Here is a 23,180-nt window from a genome sequence, read left to right on the forward strand (position 1 = left end):
GCCGGGTCGCCTGGGGCGGCCCGGCCGTCGGGAGTGATCCGGTCTCCGGGCGGTGGCCGGAGGTGGTACGGATCAGTACAGGTTCAGGAAGGCCTGCAGGACCTCGACGGTGTCCGCGTCGATCTCGTCGGAGCCGTTCTGGGTCGCGCCGACCTCGTGCTGTAGCCCGGCGACAGTGTTCTTCCCGATCACGCCGTCCTGGTCGGTCTTCGCCCAGGCCTGGAGCGCGAGGGTGGTCTCCTCGTCCATCTCGCCGGTCTGCTCGACGCCCAGCCAGTCCTGGAGGGCGGTGATGGTCTTCGGGCCCATTGTCCCGTCCACCTCGAGGGTGCCGGCGACGGAGAGGTCGCCGGTCGCGCGGGAGCCCGGCTCGGCGGAGGAGGACTTCTCCGAGGACCGCTCAGCGGACTTCTCGGCGCTCTTCTCCGAGCTCCGCTCCGACGACGTCTCGGAGCTCTTCTCGGAGGACCCCTCGGTGAAGCCGTTCGGATCGCAGTTGTCCTTGATGCCGTCGCCGTTGCAGCTCCAGTCGCCCTGCGGCTCGGAGGTCTCCTCCTCGCGGCTGGAGGACGAGCGCTCGTCGGAGCGGGTGGCGGTGCTCTCGTCGGAGCGCGACGAGGAGCCGGAGTCGTCGGAGCCGGAGTCCTGGGAGGAGCCGGAGTCGTCGGCGGCGGGCGCGCCGCCGGTGTCGGCCCCGCCGGACAGGGCGACGCCGCAGGTGGGCCATGCGCCGGCGCCCTGCTCGGCAAGCACGCGCTCGGCCACGGCGATCTGCTCGCTCTTCGAGGCCTGGTCGGCGCGCGCGGCGTACTCGGTGCCGCCGAAGCCCTCCCAGGTCGACTGCGAGAACTGCAGGCCGCCGTAGTAGCCGTTGCCGGTGTTGATCGACCAGTCACCGCCGGATTCGCACGCGGCGACCTCGTCCCAGCCGCTCGCGGCGCTCGCGGAGGTCGTGGTCAGGGCGAGCATGCCGGAGGCGACGACGGCGCCGCCGGCCAGGGCGACGGCCGAACGGGTGAGGCCGCGGCGGATGACGCCGACGGACGAAGGGGAACGGTGGGTGGCGTGCCGGGACATGGGTGTCCTTTCACAGGTCTCGCGGGTCCCGCGGGATCGACGCTCTGACGGCGGAGCCCACGGTGCTGGACGGCGCCCACCGTAGGAGCGCGCCCCCGGGGGAGGGCAAGCCCGCCGCGCCGCCCCCGGGCCGGATCTGACCCTCGCGGGAGGCGGACTTGACCGGCTCTTTCCCCGGCGGATCTCGCTGACCTGCAGTGACGCTGGGATCGGGAGGTTTCGTGTGCATCAGCGGCGCTCGCGCACGATGCTGTCTGACGGCTCACGATGCTGGACGTGCGCGGAACGTTGGCTCCACGCGCGCCGGATGGGGCACCGCGCGGCGAAAGGCGGGCCGGCGGACGTTCCCGACCATGCACCGCAGCATCTGCGAGGCGGCGGGCGGCCCCGTCGGCGGCTGACCCCGGTAGTCTCCGCGCCATGCGATGGGCACTCGGGGCGTACCTGGCGGTCAGCGGGATTCACGTCCTCGCCCAGCTGCTCGGGCACGCGCCGACGGCGGACCTCACGCAGCTCCTGCTGATGCCGCTCCTCGCCCTCGCGCTCCTCGTGGGCACCTCGGCGCCGCGTTCCCGTCTCGTGCGCCTCAACCTGCTGGCACTGGCCTGCTCCTTCGTCGGCGACGCGATGCCGCGCCTGCTCGATGGCGACGCCGCCTTCCGCACGATGCTCGGCAGCTTCCTGCTCGCCCAGCTCGTCTACGCGATCGCGTTCTGGCCGCTGCGGGACGGCAGCCTGCTGCGGCGGCCGGTCCTGCTGCTGCCGTACTTCGCGGCTGCCTTCGTGATCGTGCTCCTGTGCGCTCCCGAGGCCGGGGCCCTGTTGCCGACGATCGTGGTCTACGCCGGAGCGATCGTGGCGATGGCCGTGCTCGCGACGGGGCTCGGAAGGCTCGGCGGGATCGGGGCGGCGGTGTTCGTGGTCTCCGATGCGCTCATCGCCGTGAACGCGTTCGGCGTGCTGACCCTGCCCGCGCACGGGGCGTGGGTGATGAGCACATACCTCGCGGCGCAGCTGATGCTGGTGCTCGCGATGCTGGGGCGGGGCCGGGTCGCCCGGGGTTGAGCCGCCGCCGATCCACCCGGACGTGGACGGCCCCGCGTCCTCAGCTGCGGCTGTACGCCGCGCGCTCCTGCTCGCGGGCGAGGCGCTTGGCCTCCTTCTCGGCGAGGGCCCGCTCCTCCTCGGCGACCGTGATGACGTTGCCGCTGGGATCGGTCGCGACGGTGCCGTCGGGGCGGGTGACGACCAGGCCCTCCGGCTGCTCGTCGCTGCGCTCGCCGCGGTCGTTGTGGGCCTGGCGCCGCTCGTGGACGCGGTGGGCGTCGGCGAGCAGCTCGAGGACGTTGCGCTCCTCGACGACCATGTCCTGGTACTTCGCGGGCAGCGCCTCGATGGCCTTCTCGTGCTCGATCATCCGCGCGTACAGCGCATCGCGCCGCTCCTCGAAGGAGGCGTAGGTCATCTCGACGTAGGCCTGAGCCTCGCGGTGGGCGTCGTTCACCGCGGCCTGCGCCCGGCCCTTGGGGGAGAACAGCGAGGCCAGCACGGTGACGACGAGGACTCCGACGATCACGGACAGGGAGAAGGTGGTGGTGATCTCCGGGATCGCGTGCACCGCCTCGCCGCCGTTGATGAAGGGCAGCTCGTTCTCGTGCAGCGCATGGACCACGAGCTTCACACCGATGAAGGCGAGGATGATCGAGAGGCCGTAGGACAGGTACACGAGCCGGTCCAGCAGGCCGTCGATGAGGAAGTACAGCTGGCGCAGGCCCAGCAGCGAGAACACCGTCGCGGTGAACACGATGTAGGTGTTCTGGGTGAGGCCGAAGATCGCGGGGATCGAGTCGAGGGCGAACAGCAGGTCGGTGCCGCCGATCGCGATCATCACGAGCAGCATCGGGGTGAGGACGCGCTTGCCGTTCTCGATGGTGAAGAGCTTGTCGCCGTCGTACTCGTCGGTCGCGGGCAGGAACCGCTTGACCAGGCGGACGAAGAAGCCCTCGCCGGGCTCCTCATCCTTCTCGCGCAGCTCCTCGAGGATCATCTTGAGGGCGGTGAACAGCAGGATCGCGCCGAAGAAGTAGAAGGCCCAGGAGAAGGCGTCGATCGCGGCCGCGCCCGCCAGGATCATGCCGGTTCGGGCCACGATCGCGAAGGTGATGCCGAAGAGCAGCACCTTCTGCTGGTCCTCGCGGGGCACCGCGAAGGTGCCCATGATCACGAGGAACACGAAGAGGTTGTCGACCGAGAGGGCCTTCTCGGTGACGTACCCGGCGAAGTACTCCGTGCCCATGTCCATGCCGCCGAGGGCGAGCACGCCCACACCGAAGAGGAGGGCGATGCCCACGTAGATCGCGGACCAGACGGCGGCCTCGCGCAGCGTGGGGATGTGCGCCTTGCGCACGTGGAAGATGTAGTCGAAGGCCAGAAGGCCCAGGATCGCCACGATGGTGAGGATCCAGACGAGCGGGGAGACGGTCATGGCTCTGCTTTCGGGGGTCGAATCGGGAGACCCGGGTCTCTCCACCCCTCGACCGAGCCGATGGGCCGCTGCGCCCGGAGTGCCCCTGTCGGCCCTCGTGATGACGTGCACAGCGTGACGGATACTCCCCCGTTGCCGTCCGCGATCCTACACGGGGTCCCTCCGCACCTGGGAGGATGCTGCGACCAGCCTCTCAGCAGGCGCGGCCTCGACAGCCGTCAGCGATCCTCGACCGCCTGCTCCAGCTCGTCCTTGTCCATCGTCGAGCGGCCCTTGACGCCCTGTCGGCGGGCGTCCTGGTAGAGTTGCTCCTTCGTGCGGCCCTGCGCCCCGCTGTGCGAACGCTCGCCGCCCCGCTCAGCCGGCGACTTGTCCTCGAGGGACGTGCGGCTGGCCTCCTCGGACTCGCCCTCCTGCGCGCGGGTCTTGTTCACCGTGCGCGCCGCGATCTCCTCGGCCTCGTCCTCGGAGACCCCTCGGTCGAGCTGGCTCTGCTTGACGTGGTCGTACTGTCGCTCGCGCTTCGCGCTCCATGCCTCGGGCATGTCTCCTCCTGATCCGTGACGTCGCGACGCCGGGCGGCGGCCGCTCCTCCATCCTTCCGCGGCGAGGCCCTGTGTCGAGGGAACGGACCGAACGGTCGATCCGCGGGCTCCCGGCCGGTGACGACCGTGCACTCGGCTCGGCCTCATCGCCCCTCCTGGATCCGCACCACCCTTCCACGCGGGGTCGGCCGCGGCAAGGGAGCTCAGGATCCCGCGATCGGCACGACCGCGTCGGCCGCCACCTCCCGCCAGGTCTCCGCGAGCGAGTCGACCGTGGCGTGGGCGTTCAGCCCGCTGGGCTGCGGCACGACCCACAGCACGGGGGCGCCGGGCCCCTCGGGCCAGCCCGGGACGGTGCCCGGATCCTGGCGGCCCAGCTGGGCCTTCGGCAGCCCGTAGGCGGTGCGGAAGGCGGTGATGCCGGCGATCGCGACGACCCGCGGGCGCAGCTCCGGAAGGCGCGTGAGCAGGGCCGCTCCGCCCGCGCGCAGCTCCTCGCGGTCCAGCTCGGCGGCCCGCGCGGTCGCCCGGCCGACGAGGTTCGTGATCCCGATCCCGCGGCCGTGCAGGTCCCGCTCGTCGACGGGATCGAGGCCGCGGGAGGCGTCCACGAGGCGCGACGTGAGCCCGGCGCGATGCAACGACGGCCAGAAGCGGTTCCCCGGATGGGCGAAAGGCGCCCGCACGGCCGCGGTCCACAGCCCCGGGTTGATCCCCACGATCAGGAGCCGCAGGCGGTCCCTCTCTCCGGGGAGGACGTCGTCGAGCGCCCGCGGATCGGCGGTGTCGACGGCGTCGAGGTCCGCGCGGGTGGGCCGCGCGCCGTGCAGCGGGGAGGGGCGTCGGGAGGTCACGTCGGCACTGTAGCGCCACGCCGTAGGCTGGCCGCATGCACCGCAGCGAGGCAGGACGCCTGCACGTGATCGCCGGCCCGATGTTCGCGGGGAAGACCGAGGAGCTGCTGCGCCGCGTGCGCCGCTCCCGCCTCGCCGGGGCGCGGGTCGAGGTGATCGGTCACGCGCTCGACACCCGAGCGGGCGTGGACCGGCTGCGCACCCACCTCGGCGCCTCCCTGCCGGCCCGGATGATGAGCGACCCCGCACAGCTCGCCGTGCTGCTCACGGGGGAGGTGCCGGACCTCGTGGCGATCGACGAGGTCCAATTCTTCGGGGCGGGCGTGCTCGCCGCGATCGACGACCTGCTCGACGCCGGGGTGCAGGTCGAGGCGGCGGGGCTCTGCGTCACCTACGACGGGGAGCCCTTCGAACCGGTGCCGGCGCTGATGGCGGTCGCCGAGGAGGTCGTGCGGCTCACCGCCGTGTGCGCGGTGTGCGGCCGGGACGCGGCGTTCCACGTGCGGCTCGCCGGGAGCGCCGGGGACCCGCACGCGGTGACGGCGGAGCAGGTGGGCGGGATCGAGTCCTATCAGGCCCGCTGCCGCACGCACCGCTCGGCAGGGGACGGCGCCCCGCGCCGGTGACCCGCCCCGGTCGGATCAGGTGATCGGGACCGAGTCCTCGGTGAGCAGCTCGATGCCGTCGAGGTCCCATTGCCCGTCGATCCGTCGCACGTAGTAGCGCAGGTCCGCGGACTCGGACTGGCCGTCGACCGTGTAGGTCTCGGTGACCTCGAAGATCGCGTACCCCTGGCGGTTGATGCGGTCGTTGACCTCATAGGTGATCGCGTCGGTCCCGACGATGTTCTCGTCGAAGATCGCGCATGAGGTCAGGCCCGTCGCGGAGCGGAAATCCTCGGTGGTCGAGTCCATGAAGAGATCGCAGTCCGCGTCCTGCAGCGAGGAGTAGAAGTCGTCGACGGTGTCCGCCGGATCGCCGCGGCCCAGGATCCGCCAGCCGATCAGCACCGCCAGGGCGAGCACGATCAGGGCGAGGAACAGCGCGACGCCCCCGATCAGCATCCAGTGCCAGGTGGGGCGCTTGGCGCGGCCCCCGCCGGCGGTCGGCATCATCCCCTGCGGCTGTGCGTAGGCCATCGGTCCCCCTCGGATCTCAGTGCTCGCCCCGAGTATTCCGCACGGGGGACGTTGGCGCACGTCCGCGGCGTGGGGAGAACTCCCCACGCCCGCCGCGCTCGATACGCTGGTGGGCATGATCGTCACCGCAGACCCCGGTCCCGTCGGCTCGCCCACCAGCAGGGACGGTGCCGGGTTCCTCTCGCCCGAGACCCTCATGTACGTGATCGAGCCGGGGGAGCGGGCCGAGGTCGCCGTGGACGGGCACGAGGGGGCGCCCTCCCTCGTCGGCCGCACCATCGGCGCCGGCGAGCAGCTGCGCTGGTTCCTGCACCCCGTGCTGGATCCCGCGCTGAGCTGGGGTGCGACCCACGCCACGATCGACCTCGAGTTCACCGACGGCAGCCGTCTCTCCCAGCTCGATCCTCGCGATCAGTACGGCACGGAGGCGACCGCGGACGGGATCGGCGCGGCGCGCATCCTGTACGCCGATCAGTGGAACGACGTGCAGGTGGGGCTGGACGCCGCCGTCGGCCGCACCATCGCGCGGGTGCTGCTGGTCGCCGCGGCGCCCGTGACCGACGACCAGGGCGAGGAGATCGGCGCCGGCGTCGAGCTGCACGGCTTCCTCGACGGCCCGTACCTCGCACCGCGCCCCGCGGATCCGCCGCTCGAGGACCCGGTGGCGTGGGTCGACACGCGCCGGGGCACGTACGCCTCCGGCGACTTCTCGCGCGGCAACACCCTGCCGCTCACCGCCGTGCCCAACGGCTTCGCGTTCTTCACCCCGGTGACCGACGCGCGCACCCGCCGCTGGCTGTACGAGTACCACCGCCGCAACGGGGCGGACAACCGACCCCGCCTGCAGGGAGTCGCGATCAGCCACCAGCCGAGCCCCTGGATGGGCGACCGGAACCAGTTCGTGATGATGCCGCTGCTCGGCGAGGAGCCGGACGCCTCGCCCGAAGGGCGCGCGCTCACCTTCGACCATGCGACGGAGACCGCGCGGCCCGACCTCTACGAGGCGCCGCTCGCGGGCGGCACGACGGTGCGGCTCGCCCCCACCGACCACGGCGCCGTCCTCGAGATCGACCTGCCGACGGAGCCGGGGGAGCGCCATCTGCTGCTCGAGGGCGTGGATCGGCACTGCCGGATCGACGCCGCGGGCGCCGTCCTCGACGGGCGCTTCCACGCGTGGGTCGACTCGGGCCTCGCCGAGGGCTACGCCCGGGCCGACGGGGCGACCCGCATGTTCGTGCTCGGCGAGGTGAGCCCCGCGCCGGTCGCGGTGGGTCCGGCGGACGGGGCGAGCCCCGGGGCGGCGCTGCTCAGCTTCGAGCCCGGCACGACCCGGGTGACGGTGCGCCTCGTGACCAGCTTCCTCGGCCTCGAGCAGGCCCGGCGCACGTTCGCGCGCGAAGTCGAGCGCCGCACCCTCGAGCAGGTGCGGCGCGAGGCGCACGCCGCGTGGGCCGAGCGGCTCGAGGTGGTCCACGCACCCGGCGCGACACCCGCCGAGCGGCGCACCCTGTATGGCAACCTCTACCGCCTGAACCTCTACCCGAACTCCCACTGGGAGGATGCCGGCACCGCGCAGCGCCCCGAGCCAGTGCACGCGAGCCCCGTGCTGCCGGTCAAGGGCGAGGCGACCGACACGCGCACGAACGCCCAGGTGATCCCGGGCAGGCTCTACGTCAACAACGGCTTCTGGGACACCTACCGGACCGCCTGGCCCGCGTACGCGCTGCTCTACCCGGAGCTCGCCGCGGAGCTCGCGGACGGCTTCGTGCAGCAGTTCCGCGAGGGCGGCTGGATCGCCCGCTGGTCCTCACCCGGCTACGCCGACTGCATGACCGGGACCAGCAGCGACATCGCCTTCGCCGATCTCCTGGTCAAGGGGATCGAGCTGCCGGATCCGGAGGCCGCGTACCTCTCCGGGCTGCGCAATGCGACCGTCGCCCCGCCCTTCCCCGAGGTCGGGCGCAAGGGGAACGAGCGCGCCGTGTTCACCGGCTACGTCGACACCGACACCCCGGAGTCCGTGTCCTGGTCGCTCGAGGCGCACATCAACGACGCGGGCCTCGCCGTGCACGCCGAGCTGCTGGCCGAGCGCACCGAGGATCCGGCGCGGGCCGCGACGCTCCGCGAGGAGGCGGCCTACCTGCGCGAGCGCTCGATGGGCTACGCCCTGCTGTTCGATCCGGCGGTGCGCTTCTTCCAGGGACGGCGCCGCGACGGGAGCTTCTCGGCGACCCCGGAGGAGTTCGACCCGCTCAGCTGGGGCGGCGACTTCACCGAGACCGACGGCTGGAACTTCGCCTTCCACGTCCCGCACGACGGGGAGGGCCTCGCGGACCTGTACGGCGGGCGCGACGCCCTCCACGCCCAGCTCGAGGAGTTCTTCGCGACCCCGGAGCGGGCGGACCGCAAGGGCACCTACGGTCACGTGATCCACGAGATGACCGAGGCGCGCGCCGTGCGGATGGGGCAGTTCGGGGTCTCCAACCAGCCCGCCCACCACATCCCGTTCCTGTTCCACCACGCGGGCTCCCCGCACCGCGCCGCCGAGGTGGTGCGCGAGGTGCAGCGGCGCCTGTTCGTCGGCGAGCAGATCGGTCAGGGCTACCCCGGCGACGAGGACAACGGTGAGATGAGCGCGTGGTGGCTGCTGACCGCGCTGGGGCTGTACCCGCTGCAGCTCGCGACGGAGCGGTACCACCTGGTCGCGCCGCTGTTCGAGGAGGCTCACGTGCGCCCGCTCGGCGGAGAGCCGTTCACCGTGTACGCTCCCGCGGCGCGTTCCGGCGAGGTCGCGCTGACGGGCGTCACGGCCGACGGCGCCGCGCTGCCGGGGCCCTGGATCGAGCACTCGGCGCTGCGCGGCCGGATCGAGGTCGCGGTCGGGGAGGAGCCCGACGGCTTCGACGCGGTGCCGCCCTCGCTCACCCCTCCCGGGGGCCGCGCACACCCGCTCGTGGACCTGCTGCCCCGCGTGGCGTCCGATCCGCTGCTCGACGACGACTCCGGCACCGAGCGGCGCTGGGAGGAGCGGACCGCGCTCATCGACCTGCCGGTGCTCGAGGAGGCGCTCACGGCGCGCTACCTCACTCTCACCTCGGGCGCCGAGGAGGGCGGCGACCCGATCGCCTGGCGGCTCGAGGGCTCGCGGGACGGCCGCACTTGGGAGGTGCTCGACGCCCGCAGCGGCGAGACCTTCCGCTGGCGCCGGCAGACCCGGCCCTTCCGCCTCGCTGCGCCGCAGGCGATGGACCATCACCGCCTGGTGATCACGGCAGCCCAGGGACCGCTGAGCCTCGCCCAGGTGGAGCTGCTCGCCTGAGCAGCCCGCCGCGACCGCTCGGCGGAGTGCCGGCGCGGCGGTCGAGGAGCACCCAGGGGAGGGTCATCGCCGCCCACACCGCGGCGATCAGCACCGCCTCGACCAGCAGGTACTGCGGCCACGGACCCAGCAGGTCCAGGATCGACGGGCCCGCCGGAGCCCGGTTGAGGTAGCCGTAGTTCGCTCCCGTCAGGGTGTTGCCGGTGGCCGCGATCGCGGCCCAGGCGAGGGTCGTCGCATAGGCCGCGCCGTAGCCGCGCCAGGTGGGGCGATAGCCGAGCCCCCAGCAGAGCACGACGGGGGCGAGCAGGCCCGCGCCGTGCGCGATCCAGTACTGGGAGAACTCGAGCGGCACCCAGACGAAGTAGTTGAGATCCGGGGTCAGCACCGACTGCATGTTGAGGGTGAGCCCCCAGTACCAGGTGACCACGATCGCCCACGGCGCCCGCGTGATCAGGGCGAGCGGGACCAGGAAGCGCAGCGCGTCCGAGAAGTGCAGCGGCAGGGACTCGTCGAGGTTCCACGCCCAGGGCATGAACCCCCACAGCGTCCAGAAGGTCGAGTTCGCCAGCAGTGCCCAGCCGACGATCCGCAGCACGCGGTCCGTCGCCGCGGGCGGGGTGCGGCGCACGAGCTGCACGAGCGAGACGGCGGCGACGACGAGGAGGACCAGCATCGCCAGGTGCGTCGCCCCGTAGGCGGGCATGTGGCCGATCAGCCCGTCGGCGAGCAGATCGAGCGTCCCGTGCGGGTCGGGGTCCGTTCCGGTCATCCGCGCCTCCTGATCCGTGACGATCCGGGCCGAGCATACGGAAGCGCCCCGCCGGGGCGGGGCGCTTCACACGTTCTGGGGACGGAACGACGACGGGAGCGGCGGGAGGGCGGGCCGCCGACGGCCGCCGCGGGGGTCCCGGCGGCTCAGGCGGTGCGGCGCGCGCGGAGCTCCTTGAGCACCGTCACCAGGGCCGCCGCGACGAGGGTCCCGGCGAGGATCGCGAGCACGAACCCCCACACGGGGCTGATCGCGAAGGCGACGAAGATGCCGCCGTGCGGCGCCTGGGAGCCGACGCCGAGCGCCATGACCAGCGCTCCGGTGAGCGCTCCGCCGGTCATCATCGACGGGATGACGCGCAGCGGGTCCGCGGCGGCGAAGGGGATCGCCCCCTCGGAGATGAACGCCGCTCCGAGCAGCCACGCGGTGGTGCCGTTCTCCCGCTCCACGGGGGAGTAGAGGCGGCGGCGCACCAGCGTGGACAGCGCCATCGCGAGCGGCGGGACCATGCCCGCGGCCATCACGGCGGCCATGATCTGGAAGGACGCCTCGGTGCCCTGGGACAGCCCCGCGGTCGCGAAGAGATAGGCCGCCTTGTTCACAGGTCCGCCGAGGTCCACGCACATCATCAGTCCGATGATCACCCCGAGCAGCACCGCGGAGGAGCCGGACATGCCGGTCAGTCCGTCCTGCAGCGCGGTCATCAGCGAGGCGAGCGGGCGACCCAGGAACAGCAGCATCAGCCCGCCGACCACGAAGGTGGTCACTAGCGGGATGATCACCACCGGCATCAGCCCGGCGAGCCACCGCGGCGGCTTCAGGGTGGTGAACCACAGCGCGATCAGCCCCGCGAGCAGGCCCGTGATGAGACCACCGAGGAAGCCGGCGCCGACGGCCACGGAGACCGCGCCGCCGATGAAGCCGGGGGCGATGCCGGGCCGGCCGGCGAGGCCGAAGGCGATGTAGCCCGAGAGCGCCGCGACCAGGAAGCCCATGCCGAGGTTCCCGAGCGTGAACAGCACCGCGCCGAGGTAGAGGGCGAGGCCCGCACGCTCGGTCTGGGTCGCGCCGGTCGGCCCGTCGTAGGAGACGTGGCCGGGCAGGGAGGAGAGGGAGCTGGTGGTGGCGACGTCCTGCGCCACGAAGGCGACGTCGAAGCCCGCGATGAGGAAGCCGAGCGCCATGAGCAGGCCGCCCGCCGCGACGAAGGGGATCATGTAGGACACGCCGGTCATCACGGCGCCCTGGATTCGGCGGGGCCAGGACTGCGTGGCGCCTCTTGTCTCGTCCTCGCTCGCGGCGGAGGCGGCGGGGACGCGTGCGGCATGCGGGTCCGCGGCCGCGGCGAGCGCCTCGTCGATCAGCTGTGGGCCGTGGGAGATGGCGCGCTTGACCGGATGCTCCACGAGCGGGAGCCCGGCGAAGCGCTCGCGACCGGAGATGTTCACGTCCGCCGCGATGATCAGGGCGCTCGCTGCGGCGATCTGCTCCTCGGTGAAGGGGGTTATGCCGCCGGAGCCCTGGGTCTCCACGTGCAGCTCGACTCCCTTGTCGCGCGCGGCGTTCTCGAGGGCCTCGGCTGCCATGTACGTGTGGGCGATGCCGGTGGGGCAGGAGGTGATCGCGAGCAGCACCGGCGTCTCGGCCGGCTCCGCACCCGCGGCGGGCTCCGAGCCGGCGGCCGACGCCGGGGCGCTCCGGGCGGTGGGGGCGGCGTCCGGGGTCCCGTCCGCGGAGGTGCCGGCGGCGTCGGGGACGGGCGTCGGCTCGACGACCTCGGCGATGAGCGCGGAGACCTGCTCCGGGGTCTCGGCGCCGCGCAGGTCTGCGAGGAACTCGGGGCGGATCAGCGCCCGCGAGAGCTGGGCGAGGAGCTTCAGGTGCTGGTCGTCGGTCCCGGCGGGGGCGGTGATCGCGAGGATCAGGTCGGCGGGCCCGTCGGCCGCGCCGAAGTCCACCGGCTCGCGGAGGCGGACCACGCCGAGCGCCGCCTCGTGGACCGCCTCGACACGGCAGTGGGGGATCGCGAAGCCGCCGGGCATGCCGGTGGCGAAGGACTCCTCGCGGGCGAGCAGCCCGGCCTCGAGACCATGGCGCTCGGAGCGGCCGGTCGAGGCGATCAGATCGGCCAAAAGGGCGATCACGGCGCGCTTGTCACCCGGGGGCGGCACGTCGAGCCGGACCAGCTCGGGCGTGATCAGGGGTGCTGACATGGGGTTCTCCTTCGAACGGGGACGGTCTCCGCCGCGAGGCGGAGCGGGGTGGGAGTCAGAGGCGGACGACGCCGCGCGGATCGGGGCGGACCTGATCGGGCCTCGGGATCGTGGTGCCGGGCAGGCCGACGGCGGCGCTCCCGTAGGCGAGCGCGAGGGCGAGCCGCCCGGCGGGGTCCTCGCCGCGGGTCTGGGCCAGCAGGTAGCCGGCGGTCGCCGAGTCGCCCGCGCCGACGGTCGAGACGGCGCGGACCGCGGGGGAGGGGGCGAACCACACGGCGTCGTCGGTGGCCAGCAGGCCGCCCGCGGCGCCGAGAGTGACGAGCACGGCGCCGACGCCCGCGCGGTGCAGGGCGAGGGCCGCGTCGCGCGCCGCGGAGAGGTCCCCGTCGGCCGCTGCGGCCTCGAGGGCCGCGCCGTCGACCCCGACGATCTGGCCGAGCTCCTCGGCGTTGGGCTTGAGCAGGTCTGGGGCAGTGGTCCCCAGGGCGCTCGCGACCGCGGCGAGCGGGGCGTCGGAGGTGTCGACCCCGACGCGGGCGCCCCGCTCCTGAAGCCGGGCCGTGAGGTGGACGTAGAGGTCGGCGGGAAGGCCCGGGGCGAGGGATCCCGAGAGCATCACCAGATCACCGGGGGAGGCGGACCCGAGCAGCAGCTCCTGCAGCGCCGCGGCCTCGGCCGCCGTGGGGGCCGTGCCGGGCTCGTTGATCTTGGTGGTCTGCGACGGGGCGGAGAGCACGGTGAGATTGGTGCGCACCGGGGCGGCGACAGGGCTCGCGCGGTGGGGAAGGCCCTCGCGCTCGAGCAGGGCGAGGAGCGGATCGGCGGGGGCCGCGGGAAGGACCGCGAGCACGTCGGCGCCGGCGCGGTGGGCGCCGAGGGCGACGTTGACGCCCTTGCCGCCCGGCTGGGTGGACTCCGCGACGATCCGGTGCACGCCGCCGGGTGTCAGCTCCCCCCCGAGGTCGACCGTGCGGTCGAGGGAGGGGTTCGCGGTGAGGGTGAGGATCATGCCCGTACGACCTCCACCCCGGCCTCCTCGAGCTGCTCGGCGATCCCCGCGGGCAGTCCGTCGTCGGTCACGAGCGTGTCCACCTCGGCGGTGGTGGCGAAGGTGACCAGGTGGCGCACCCCCGCCTTGGCGGAGTCGACCAGCAGGATCCGTCGCTCGGCGGCGGCGACCATGGCGGCCTTGACCGCGGCCTCGTCGGGGTCGGGGGTGGTGAAGCCGGCGGCGTGGATCCCGTTGCCGCCGAGCACGGCGAGAGCCGGGTGGAGGGCGCGGATCGCGTCCACGGTCGCGGCGCCGACGGCGGCCTGGGTGGTGGGGCGCACGCGGCCGGGCAGCAGATGCACCTCGAGGTCGGTGTGGACCAGGGCCGCCTGGGCGATCGCGGGGGCGTGGGTGATCACCGGACCCCGGCGCCCGCTGAGATGCGGCACGAGCTCGCCGACGGTGCTGCCCGCGTCGAGCATCACCGCGGCCCGCGGATCCTCGGGCAGGAGCGCCGCGGCGGCGCGGGCGATGCGCCGCTTGGCCTCGACGTTCGTCACGCGGCGCACCTCGAGGTCGGGCTCGGTCTCGGTGGTGGCGCGGGGCACCGCCCCGCCGTGGACGCGCACCAGGCGGCGCTCGCCGGCGAGCTGGTCGAGATCGCGGCGCACCGTCTCGGTGGTCACCTCGAAGTCGGCGGCGAGGTCGGTCACGGCGACGCGGCCGACGGACTCGAGCTGCTCGAGGATGCGGCGCTGACGTTCTCGGGCGTACATGGGTCACCTGCTGCTCTGGAGGATCGATGCGGCGAGGAACGTGCGGGACGCGGGCGCCGTGGGAAGCAGGCTAGACCGAAGAACAACAGAAAGCAACAGTTTGTTTCTGTGTACTTCTGTTGGTGCATCAGGTCGGGCGCGGCAGGCGAGGGGTCTGCGGCTACGGTGGGGCGGCCGTCCATCCCAGGAGGAGACATGACCCCGCCGGAGCAGGCGCCCCGCGCCGAGACGAACGAGAAGGCCGCCGACGAGTACGCCGCCGAGCGGAGGGTCCGGTACTTCACCCGGCGCCGCCAGGCCAAGCGCTTCCTCGACGAGGTGAACTACCCGCACAGCATCCATCCCGCCCTCGTCCCCGGCGTCTCCGTCGAGGACCAGAAGGTGCGCTACGGGATCGACCGGATCATCCTGGTCGCCGTCGGCGCGGTGATCCTCGGCTTCGTCGCCTGGGGCGTCATCGCCCCGCAGCAGGTCTTCGACCTGTCGACCGCCGCGCTCGGCTGGGTGATGCGTAACCTCGGCTGGGTCTTCAACGTCCTCGCGATCGGCATGGTGCTGCTGCTCGTGGTCCTCGCCTTCTCGCGCTACGGGAAGATCCCGCTGGGCCTGGACGGCGAGAAGCCCGAGTACGGCACCGCCTCCTGGGCGGCGATGCTCTTCGGTGCCGGCATCGGCATCGGCATCATCTTCTTCGGCCCCTTCGAGCCGCTGACCTACTACCTCTCGCCGCGGCCCGGGGCGCCCTATGACGCCGGATCGATCGCCGCGATGAAGGGTGCGATCGCGCAGTCCGCGCTGCACTGGGGCGTCAACGCGTGGGCGATCTACGCGATCGTGGGGCTCGCCGTCGCCTACGTGTCCTTCCGCCGAGGCCGGGTCCCGCTGATGAGCGCGATCGTCGCGGGCCTCTGGGGCGGGGACTCCTCCTCGCCCGGGAGCCGCGTCATCGACGCCCTCGCGATCATCGCGACCCTCTTCGGCACCGCCGCCTCGCTGGGCATCGGCGCGCTGCAGATCGCGCGCGGCGTCGAGATCGTCGGCGGGCTGCCCGCCACCGGCACCGCGCTCGCCATGCTGATCATCGGCGTGTTGACGCTCGGCACGATCGCGTCGGCCGTCTCGGGTGTGGCCCGCGGCATCCGCTGGCTCTCGAACATCAACATGGCACTCGCGCTGGTGCTGGCCGTGTTCATCTTCGGCGTGGGGCCGACGGTCTTCCTGGTCAACATCATTCCCGGTGCGATCACCGAGTACCTCGGCACCCTCCCGGGCATGCTCGGGGCGAACATGTCCGAGGGCGAGGACATGCAGTCGTTCCTCTCGAGCTGGACCACCTTCTACTGGGCCTGGTGGGTGAGCTGGGCGCCCTTCGTCGGCGTCTTCACCGCGAAGATCTCCCGCGGCCGCACCATCCGCCAGTTCGTGCTCGGCGTGCTGCTGATCCCCTCCTCGATCATCGTGCTGGCCTTCGCCGTGCTGGGCGGCACCGCGATCTGGCTGCAGCGCCGTGCGAGCGAGCTCGACGCCGCCGGCAACACCGTCGGCATCGCCGACCCGGACCGGGCGATCGCGCCCGACGGCACCGTCGACTCGCTGCCCGCCCCCGCGGAGATCTTCTTCGCGGTGGTCGACCAGCTCCCCGGGGCGGGGATCATCTCCGCGATCGTGATCGTCATGCTCGCGATCTTCTTCATCACCTCGGCCGACTCTGCCTCGCTCGTGAACTCGCAGCTCTCCCAGAAGGGCAACCCGACGCCGAACCGCCTCGTCACCGCCTTCTGGGCGCTGTGCATGGCGGGCATCGCCGTGGTGATCCTGCTGTTCGGCGGGCAGAACGCCCTGCAGGGCCTGCAGAACCTGATCGTGATCACGGCGCTGCCCTTCGCCGTGGTGCTCGTGCTCATGGCCGTGGCGCTCGTCAAGGAGCTGCGGCACGACCCGATGGCGATCCGCGATCACTACCAGGAGGCCGCGATCGAGAACGCCGTCAAGCACGGCGTCGCCGAGTACGGCGACCACTTCGCCCTCGCGATCGAGCCGACCGCCCCGGACAGCGAGTACGCGACCGGTGGCGAGTTCGACTCCACCGCGCCCGAGGTCACCGAGTGGTACGCCCGGACCGACGAGGACGGCAACCCCGTCGAGTACGACTACGAGGCGGGGGCCTACCTCGACGAGGACGGCAACTCCCTCCCGGAGGACTCCGCGGACGAGGCGTGGAGGGCCGACGGGGCTTCGCCGACAGCCGAAGGGGTCGACGGCGCCGGAAACCGGTGACAGGGTGGGTCCCATGGACATCACGCTCATCGGAGGACATGGCAAGGTCGCGCTGCTCGCGGAGCCGCTGCTCGCGCAGGCGGGGCACACGGTGCGGGCGGTGATCCGCAATCCCGACCACGCCCCGGAGGTCGAGGCCGCGGGGGCCACCGCCGTCCTCACGGATATCGAGACCCTCGACGCGGCCGGCTGGGATGCGCTGCTCGCGGGGAGCGACGCGGTGATCTGGTCCGCCGGCGCCGGCGGCGGCAGCCCCGAGCGCACCCGTGCCGTCGACCAGGACGGCGCGATCGCCTCGATGGACGCGGCGCTGCGCCAGGGCGTGCGCCGCTACGTCATGGTCAGCTACTTCGGGGCCGGGCCAGATCACGGGATCGATCCCGCGGAGGGCTTCTACCACTACTCGGAGGCCAAGGCCGCGGCGGACGCCCACCTGCGCGGCACGGTGCTCGACTGGACGGTGCTCGGCCCGTCTGGCCTCACCCTCGAGGAGCCGACCGGCACGATCGACACCACCGCCGCGGAGAGCCGTCAGGTCTCGCGCGGGAACGTCGCCGCGGTGATCGCCGAGGTGGTCGGGCGGGCGGACACCATCGGCCGCACGATCGAGTTCAACGACGGGGATCAGCCGATCGCCGACGCCGTCGGCTGATCCCCACCGGGGTCAGACGGTGCCGGTGGCTCCGGGACCGTCGCCGGTCCGCTCCGCCGACGGGCCGGCGGCGGCCGGAGCGGCGGCGTGCTCGGCGTCCCCGTGGTCGTCCCCGTGCTTCCCGCCGAACGGCAGGAAGTGCACGATCACCGCGATGATCGCGCCGACGATCAGCCCGAGCACCATCGAGAAGAAGGTGTTGACGAGCCAGCCGAGGACCCCGCCCACCGCGGGCACCCCGGCGGCGATCTCCTCGAGATGGTGGACCAGACCGTAAGGCTGGGCGAGGCCGAAGGTGTGCAGGCCCTCGAGGATGATGTGTCCGCCCACCCACAGCATGGCGACCATGCCGACGTAACTGATCACCTTCATCACCACGGGCATCGCCGCGACGAGGCCGTGGCCCAGGCGCTGGCTCGCGCCGCTCTCCCGCTGGGCCATCGCCAGGCCCGCGTCGTCCATCTTCACCAGCAGCGCGACCGCGCCGTAGACCACGACGGTCATCGAGATGCCGACGACCACGAGGATCGCGGCGCGCATCCAAAAGGAGTCCGCCTCGATCGAGTTCATCGAGATCACCATGATCTCGGCGGAGAGGATCAGGTCGGTGCGCACGGCGCCGCTGACGATTGCCTTCTCGGAGTCGGCGCCCTTCGCCGCGGCGGGCTTCTTCTCGTGCGTCGTCCCCGAGACCAGCTCCCAGATCTTCTCGGCGCCCTCGAAGCAGAGATAGGCGCCGCCGATCATCAGGATCGGCGTGAGCGCCCAGGGAGCCAGCCAGGAGAGCAGCAGGATCACCGGCAGGATGATCACGAGCTTGTTGATGAAGGAGCCCCGCGCGATCTTCCAGATGATCGGCAGTTCCCGCGCGGGCTTCAGGCCCGCGACGTACTGCGGGGTGACGGCGGCGTCGTCGATCACCACACCGGCGGCCTTCGAGCTCGCCCTGGCGCTCGCGAGGGCGACGTCATCCGCGCTCGCGGCCGCCATCTTCGCGATCGCCGCGACGTCGTCGAGCAGTGCTGCCAGGCCACCGGCCATGCTGGTTCCCCCTCAGGAAGGCGCTCCCACCCCTCGGGCGGTGCGCAGGTCGTCGGGCACACAGTAACGGGTGCGCCCGGTGGCCCGGCAGGTCGGCGCGGTGCGCGATGCGCCACGCCGCCGGCCCCGGGAGGTCTCGCGGCCGCCCCCGGACCGCCCCGCGGCGTAGCCTGGACGGGTTTGCCGCGCCCGCCGGGAGCGGCGCGCCGGAGCCACGGCGACCGCAGCCGTGGAGAGCAGGAGGAGCGGTCTATGCGTCGCTGGGCAGGGGTCGCGGTGCTCGCGATGGGAATCTTCATCCTCATCACCATCGAGGAGCTGCCGATCGGGGTGCTCTCGGTGATGGCTCCCGACCTCGGAGTCTCCGAGGGCATGGCGGGGCTCGCCGTCACCGTCCCCGGTGTGCTCGCGGCGCTCGTGGCCATGGCCACCCCGGTGATCGTCGGCCGTCTCGACCGCCGCCTCGCGCTGGTCCTCGCCCTCGTCGCGGTGGTCGCGTCGTGCGCGGTCTCGATGCTCGCTCCGAACTTCGCGGTGCTGCTCCTGGGGAGGGTGCTCGCGGGCGTCGCGATCGGCCTGTACTGGGCGGTGCTGCCCATCGTGGCCGTCGGTCAGGTCCCGCCCGCCCAGCAGGCGGCGGCGCTGACCCTCGCCTTCTCCGGCACCGGCGGCGCGCTCGTGCTCGGGGTGCCGCTCGCAACCTGGATCGGCACGCATCTCGGCTGGCGCGAGGCCTTCGCCGTCGTTGGGGCGGGCGCGCTGTTGATGGCGGTGCTCATCGTCCTGCTCGCCCGACCGGTGCGCAGCGAGACTCCGATCACCGCGCGGATGATGCTCGGCGCGACCGGGAACCGCGGCGTGCGCAACGCCATCACCCTCACTCTCGTGCTGGTCACCGCCCAGTTCATCACCTACAGCTTCGTCAGCCCCGTGCTGCAGGAGGCCGCCGGGGTGCCGCTGCAGCGGATCAGCGCGATGCTCCTGCTCTTCGGGATCGCCGGCGTGATCGGCAACTTCGCCATCGGCCCGGTCATCCGGCGCTCAGCCCCGCTGGCGGTCCTGGTGATCGCGGTCGGCCTCGGGCTCTCCCTGCTCGCCGTGCTGCTGGTGATGCGCTCCCCGGGCGCCGCGCTCGCGGTGATGCCGCTGTGGGGCCTGTTCGCGGGCGCCTCCTCCGTGACCATCCAGTCCTTCGTCGGCTCCGAGTCCCACGGCGCGGTCGAGGAGGGCACCGCCCTGAACTCCGCCGCCTTCAACGTGTCCATCGCTCTCGGCGCGGGGATCGGCGGGCTGCTGTTCGAGACCGTCGGCCGGAACGGCATGACGCTGGTGTCGGTGGCGATGGTGGCCGTGGGCGTCGTCGTGATCGTGCGCTATCTCCGGCGCGGGTCGGCCGACGGAGGGCGGCCCGCGCGCCACGCGGGGACGCTCCCCGAGGCCGGCTGAGGACGGCTGCGCCGCAGGGGCCGCGCCCGCTCACGGGCGCGGCACCTCCCGGGGGCAGGTCACTCGTTATCACCGCCGGTGTCCGTCAGGGCCCCGGAGGTCGCGTCGGCGTCCTCGCTCCAGCGCCAGTCGACGATCTCGGGCAGGTCCTCCCCGTGCTCGTAGGCGTGGGCGCGTGCCCGGATGCGGGTGTCCACCATCCGCTGGCGCAGCGGCGCGTAGCTCGTCGCGAGGCCCTCGACCCGGTCGATCACGTCCATCACCAGGTGGTACCGGTCGGTGTCATTGCGCATCAGCATGTCGAAGGGGGTGGTCGTGGTGCCCTCCTCCTTGTAGCCGCGCACGTGGATGCGACCCAGGCGGTCGTGCCGGTAGGCGAGCCGATGGATCAGCCAGGGATAGCCGTGGTACGCGAAGACCACCGGGATGTCCTCCCCGAAGTAGCCGTCGAAGTCCCGGGCGGACAGGCCGTGCGGATGCTCGGTGTCGTCCTGCAGGCGCATCAGGTCGACCACGTTGATCACCCGCACCCGCAGGTCCGGGATCTCCTCCCGCAGGATCTTCGCGGCCGCGAGCACCTCGATGGTGGGGATGTCCCCCGCCGCCGCGAGGACCACCTCCGGCTCCTCCCCGGGCTGCTCGGTGCCGGCCCAGTCCCAGATCCCCAGGCCGCGAGTGCAGTGCACCACCGCCTCGTCCACGGTGAGCCAGTTCGGGTTCGGCTGCTTTCCCGCGACGACCACGTTGACGTACTGCCGCGAGCGCAGGCAGTGGTCGTAGGTGGACAGCAGAGTGTTCGCATCCGGCGGCAGGTAGACCCGCACGATCTCGGCCTTCTTGTTGACCATGTGGTCGATGAAGCCCGGATCCTGATGGCTGAAGCCGTTGTGGTCCTGACGCCACACGTGCGAGCTGAGCAGGTAGTTCAACGACGCGATCGGCCGGCGCCACTCGATCTCATTGGTCACCTTCAACCACTTCGCGTGCTGGTTCACCATCGAGTCGACGATGTGGATGAACGCCTCGTAGGAGGAGAACAGCCCATGACGCCCGGTGAGCAGGTAGCCCTCGAGCCAGCCCTGGCACTGGTGCTCGGAGAGCATCTCCATGACCCGGCCGGCGCGCGCGAGGTGCTCTGAGCGGTCATGCTCCTCGAAGTCGGCGTTCCACTGCTTGTCGGTGACCTCGTAGACGGCCTGGAGCCGGTTCGAGGCGGTCTCGTCCGGTCCGAAGATGCGGAAGGTGCGCGGGTTCTGCGCGATGACATCCCGCAGCCAGGTGCCGAGCACCCGGGTCGCCTCCGCCACGGAGCCCCCGGGCCGGGGGACGTCCACGCCGTAGTCGCGGAAGTCCGGCAGCCGCAGCGGCTGCAGCACCGCACCGCCGTTGGTCGACGGGTTCGCGGACATGCGCAGCTCACCGCGCGGCGCGATGGCGGCGACGTCCTCGACCAGCTTCCCGGTCTCGTCGAAGAGCTCCTCGGGACGGTAGGAGCGCAGCCACGCGTCGAGGTCCGCGAGATGCTCGTCGGTGTCGCGGGCGCTCGCGAGGGGTACCTGGTGGGACCGCCAGGATCCCTCTGTCCGGTGGCCGTCGATCTCCTCCGGACCGGTCCAGCCCTTGGGGGTGCGGAGCACGATCATCGGCCAGACGGGGCGCTCGGTCTCGCGGCCCGCGGCGGCGTCCTCGGCGGCCTGCGCCTTGATCTCCGCGATGCGGTCGAGGGCGGCGTCGAGCACCTCCGCGAAGCGGCGGTGGATCTCGAGCGGATCCTCGTCGTCGACGCCGCCCGTGAAGAACAGCGGCTCGTGCCCGTAGCCGCGCAGCAGCGCCTCGAGCTCGTCGTCGCCGATGCGGGCGAGCACCGTGGGGTTGGCGATCTTGTAGCCGTTGAGGTGGAGGATCGGCAGGACGACGCCGTCCTGCTGCGGGTTGACGAACTTGTTGGAGTGCCAGGAGGTGGCGAGCGGACCGGTCTCGGCCTCGCCGTCGCCCACCACGGCGAACGCGATCTGGTCCGGGGCATCGAACATGGCGCCGTAGGCGTGGGAGAGGGCGTAGCCGAGCTCGCCGCCCTCGTGGATCGACCCCGGAGTCTCCGGGGCGACGTGCGAGGGGATCCCACCCGGATACGAGAACTGGGTGAACAGGCGCTTCATGCCCGCCTCGTCCTCGCTCACGTCGGGATAGACCTCGGAGTAGGTGCCCTCGAGGTAGGTCGAGGCGACGAGCCCGGGGCCGCCGTGACCGGGGCCCGTGACGTACATGGCGTGCAATCCGCGCTGTGCGATGGCGCGGTTCGCGTGCGCGTAGAGGAAGGTCAGGCCCGGGGTCGTGCCCCAGTGCCCGAGCAGGCGCGGCTTCACGTCCTCGCGCTGCAGCGGCCGGCGCAGGAGCGGGTTGTCCCGGAGGTAGATCTGACCGACGGAGAGGTAGTTCGCGGCACGCCACCAGGCGTCGAGCCGGGCGAGATCCTCGGGCGAGGGAGCGGTGGAGGGAGAGTCGGGCCAGGCTGCTGTGGGGGTCATGGCGCCTTCCAGGGGTCGGAGACCGCGGCGAGCGCCGCGGCGTCTTCGGCTCCACCGTAGGCAGGAAGACGAGCCGACGGAAGGGACCGGGGTCCCCGACGACCCGGGACCCGACGCGACGCGTCGCCACGGTCCGGGTGAGCCGGGGATGAGAGTGTGCTCAGGGACCTGCTCGGCGGGCGAGGGCCGCCCTAGCCTGGGGAGGACGACCCGCCGCCGCGGACCGCCCGGTCGGCGAGCCGGACCCGGACGACGAAGGAGAACCCGCCATGACCCGCAGCCCGCTCCGCTCCCGCACGACCCATCGGCCCGCCCTCCGCCCCGTCGCTCTGGGCGCCCTCGTGCTCGGCCTCGCGACCGGCTGTGGGGCGGGCTCGGATCCCGAGCCGAGCCCCACCGCGGAACCTGCGGCCGAGCAGGCCGGGGGCGACGACGCCGCGGGGCCCGCCGCCGGAGCCTCCGACGACGGCGGGGCGGCCAACGCCACGACCGAGGAGCCGAGCGACGCCACGACCGAGGAGCCGAGCGACGCCACGACCGCGGAGTCGACTGACGCCGCCGCCCCGGCCGGCACGGCCGCCGCGCTGCCCGCCGATGCCGATCTGGCCACCGCGCAGCTCCCGATCCCCGCCGCCGAGGCCGTCTCGCTCGGCATGGCGGCCGTCGGCGACGGCGAGCTGGTGCGGATCGAGATCGACCACGACGACGCCGCCTGGGAGTGGGAGCTCGAGATCGTCCTCGACGGCCGGGAGCACGAGCTCGACATCGACGCCACCACCGGCGAGGTCACCCAGCACGACGAGGACGACGACCGGGACGACGACCCGGCCGTGTCCGTCGAGTCCCCGATGACGCCCGAGGAGGCGATCGCGGCGGCGCTCGAGGTCGAGACCGGGCGGGTCAGCGGCTGGGACCTGGAGTCCGAGGACGGCCGCATCCACTACACCGTCGACCTCGAGCGCGGCGGCGGTGGCGATGACGACGTCGAGGTCGAGGTGGACGTCGAGACCGGCGAGACCCGCGTCGACGGCTGACCTCCCGGCCCTCGATCGCCCCGCGCGG

General features: G+C 72.6%; 18 protein-coding genes. 7 read left to right on the plus strand and 11 right to left on the minus strand.

Translation table 11 applies throughout. The features are described from left to right. Positions 1-72: 72 nt before the first annotated feature. A complete protein-coding gene (locus tag V1260_RS14740) occupies positions 73-1,077 on the minus strand; it encodes a transglycosylase family protein (protein ID WP_329747574.1) in 1,005 nt (334 codons plus the stop codon). A gap of 420 nt (positions 1,078-1,497) precedes the next feature. On the opposite strand from V1260_RS14740, the gene V1260_RS14745 reads away from it, so the two are divergent. Next, positions 1,498-2,142 carry a lysoplasmalogenase gene (locus V1260_RS14745; protein ID WP_329747575.1) on the plus strand — a complete coding sequence of 215 codons (645 nt, stop codon included), beginning with the start codon at positions 1,498-1,500 and terminating at the stop codon, positions 2,140-2,142. A 40-nt stretch (positions 2,143-2,182) separates the two neighbouring features. Here V1260_RS14745 and V1260_RS14750 read toward each other — a convergent pair whose 3' ends face one another. The 3 genes from V1260_RS14750 to V1260_RS14760 form a co-directional block, all read right to left on the minus strand. Continuing rightward, a complete protein-coding gene (locus V1260_RS14750) occupies positions 2,183-3,562 on the minus strand; it encodes a TerC family protein (protein ID WP_329747576.1) in 1,380 nt (459 codons plus the stop codon). 218 nt (positions 3,563-3,780) lie between these two features. Beyond that, entirely contained in the window at positions 3,781-4,107 is a 327-nt protein-coding gene (locus V1260_RS14755) for a plasmid stabilization protein (RefSeq protein WP_329747577.1), read from the minus strand. Between the two features lie 203 nt (positions 4,108-4,310). Further along, positions 4,311-4,961: a mismatch-specific DNA-glycosylase gene (locus tag V1260_RS14760; RefSeq protein WP_329747578.1), complete on the minus strand. Its 651-nt coding sequence runs from the start codon at positions 4,959-4,961 to the stop codon at positions 4,311-4,313. Between the two features lie 35 nt (positions 4,962-4,996). Between V1260_RS14760 and V1260_RS14765 the strand changes: the two genes are divergently transcribed. Next, positions 4,997-5,587, plus strand: a complete 591-nt coding sequence (locus V1260_RS14765) for a thymidine kinase (RefSeq protein ID WP_329747579.1) — start codon at positions 4,997-4,999, stop codon at positions 5,585-5,587. 15 nt (positions 5,588-5,602) lie between these two features. On the opposite strand, the gene V1260_RS14770 is transcribed toward V1260_RS14765, so the two are convergent. Then, positions 5,603-6,100: a hypothetical protein gene (locus V1260_RS14770; protein ID WP_329747580.1), complete on the minus strand. Its 498-nt coding sequence runs from the start codon at positions 6,098-6,100 to the stop codon at positions 5,603-5,605. A gap of 115 nt (positions 6,101-6,215) precedes the next feature. Here V1260_RS14770 and V1260_RS14775 point away from each other — a divergent pair, with 115 nt between their 5' ends. Then, positions 6,216-9,419, plus strand: coding sequence for a GH92 family glycosyl hydrolase (locus tag V1260_RS14775; RefSeq protein ID WP_329747581.1), 3,204 nt, complete (start codon positions 6,216-6,218; stop codon positions 9,417-9,419). Here the strand turns inward: V1260_RS14775 and V1260_RS14780 are convergent. From V1260_RS14780 to V1260_RS14795, 4 genes are all read right to left on the minus strand, one after another. Continuing rightward, positions 9,367-10,191 (minus strand): YwaF family protein, encoded by an 825-nt coding sequence (locus V1260_RS14780; protein ID WP_329747582.1) that lies wholly within the window; start codon positions 10,189-10,191, stop codon positions 9,367-9,369. The two genes, V1260_RS14775 and V1260_RS14780, sit on opposite strands and share 53 nt — an antisense overlap. Positions 10,192-10,337: 146 nt before the next feature. After that, positions 10,338-12,404 (minus strand): PTS fructose transporter subunit IIABC, encoded by a 2,067-nt coding sequence (locus tag V1260_RS14785; RefSeq protein WP_329747583.1) that lies wholly within the window; start codon positions 12,402-12,404, stop codon positions 10,338-10,340. Positions 12,405-12,459: 55 nt separating this feature from the next. Further along, positions 12,460-13,416 (minus strand): 1-phosphofructokinase family hexose kinase, encoded by a 957-nt coding sequence (locus V1260_RS14790; RefSeq protein ID WP_329747584.1) that lies wholly within the window; start codon positions 13,414-13,416, stop codon positions 12,460-12,462. Further along, positions 13,413-14,174, minus strand: a complete 762-nt coding sequence (locus V1260_RS14795) for a DeoR/GlpR family DNA-binding transcription regulator (protein ID WP_329747585.1) — start codon at positions 14,172-14,174, stop codon at positions 13,413-13,415. Before V1260_RS14795 ends, V1260_RS14790 begins: the two co-directional genes overlap by 4 nt. A 195-nt stretch (positions 14,175-14,369) precedes the next feature. Here V1260_RS14795 and V1260_RS14800 point away from each other — a divergent pair, with 195 nt between their 5' ends. Continuing rightward, the gene (locus V1260_RS14800) at positions 14,370-16,451 is read left to right on the plus strand and encodes a BCCT family transporter (RefSeq protein ID WP_329747586.1); all 2,082 of its coding nucleotides are present in this window, start codon (positions 14,370-14,372) and stop codon (positions 16,449-16,451) included. Between the two features lie 13 nt (positions 16,452-16,464). Next, on the plus strand, positions 16,465-17,103 hold the full coding sequence (locus V1260_RS14805; protein WP_329747587.1) for an SDR family oxidoreductase: 639 nt from the start codon (positions 16,465-16,467) through the stop codon (positions 17,101-17,103). A gap of 12 nt (positions 17,104-17,115) precedes the next feature. Here V1260_RS14805 and V1260_RS14810 read toward each other — a convergent pair whose 3' ends face one another. Next, positions 17,116-18,144, minus strand: a complete 1,029-nt coding sequence (locus V1260_RS14810; RefSeq protein WP_329747588.1) for a DUF808 domain-containing protein — start codon at positions 18,142-18,144, stop codon at positions 17,116-17,118. 252 nt (positions 18,145-18,396) lie between these two features. On the opposite strand from V1260_RS14810, the gene V1260_RS14815 reads away from it, so the two are divergent. Then, positions 18,397-19,590, plus strand: a complete 1,194-nt coding sequence (locus V1260_RS14815) for an MFS transporter (protein WP_329747589.1) — start codon at positions 18,397-18,399, stop codon at positions 19,588-19,590. A 59-nt stretch (positions 19,591-19,649) separates the two neighbouring features. On the opposite strand, the gene V1260_RS14820 is transcribed toward V1260_RS14815, so the two are convergent. Further along, on the minus strand, positions 19,650-22,118 hold the full coding sequence (locus V1260_RS14820; protein ID WP_329747590.1) for a phosphoketolase family protein: 2,469 nt from the start codon (positions 22,116-22,118) through the stop codon (positions 19,650-19,652). A 269-nt stretch (positions 22,119-22,387) separates the two neighbouring features. Between V1260_RS14820 and V1260_RS14825 the strand changes: the two genes are divergently transcribed. Then, positions 22,388-23,152: a PepSY domain-containing protein gene (locus tag V1260_RS14825; protein WP_329747591.1), complete on the plus strand. Its 765-nt coding sequence runs from the start codon at positions 22,388-22,390 to the stop codon at positions 23,150-23,152. Positions 23,153-23,180: the final 28 nt, after the last annotated feature.

Source organism: Brachybacterium sp. J144 (assembly GCF_036321705.1).
In the GTDB taxonomy this organism is placed as follows: domain Bacteria; phylum Actinomycetota; class Actinomycetes; order Actinomycetales; family Dermabacteraceae; genus Brachybacterium.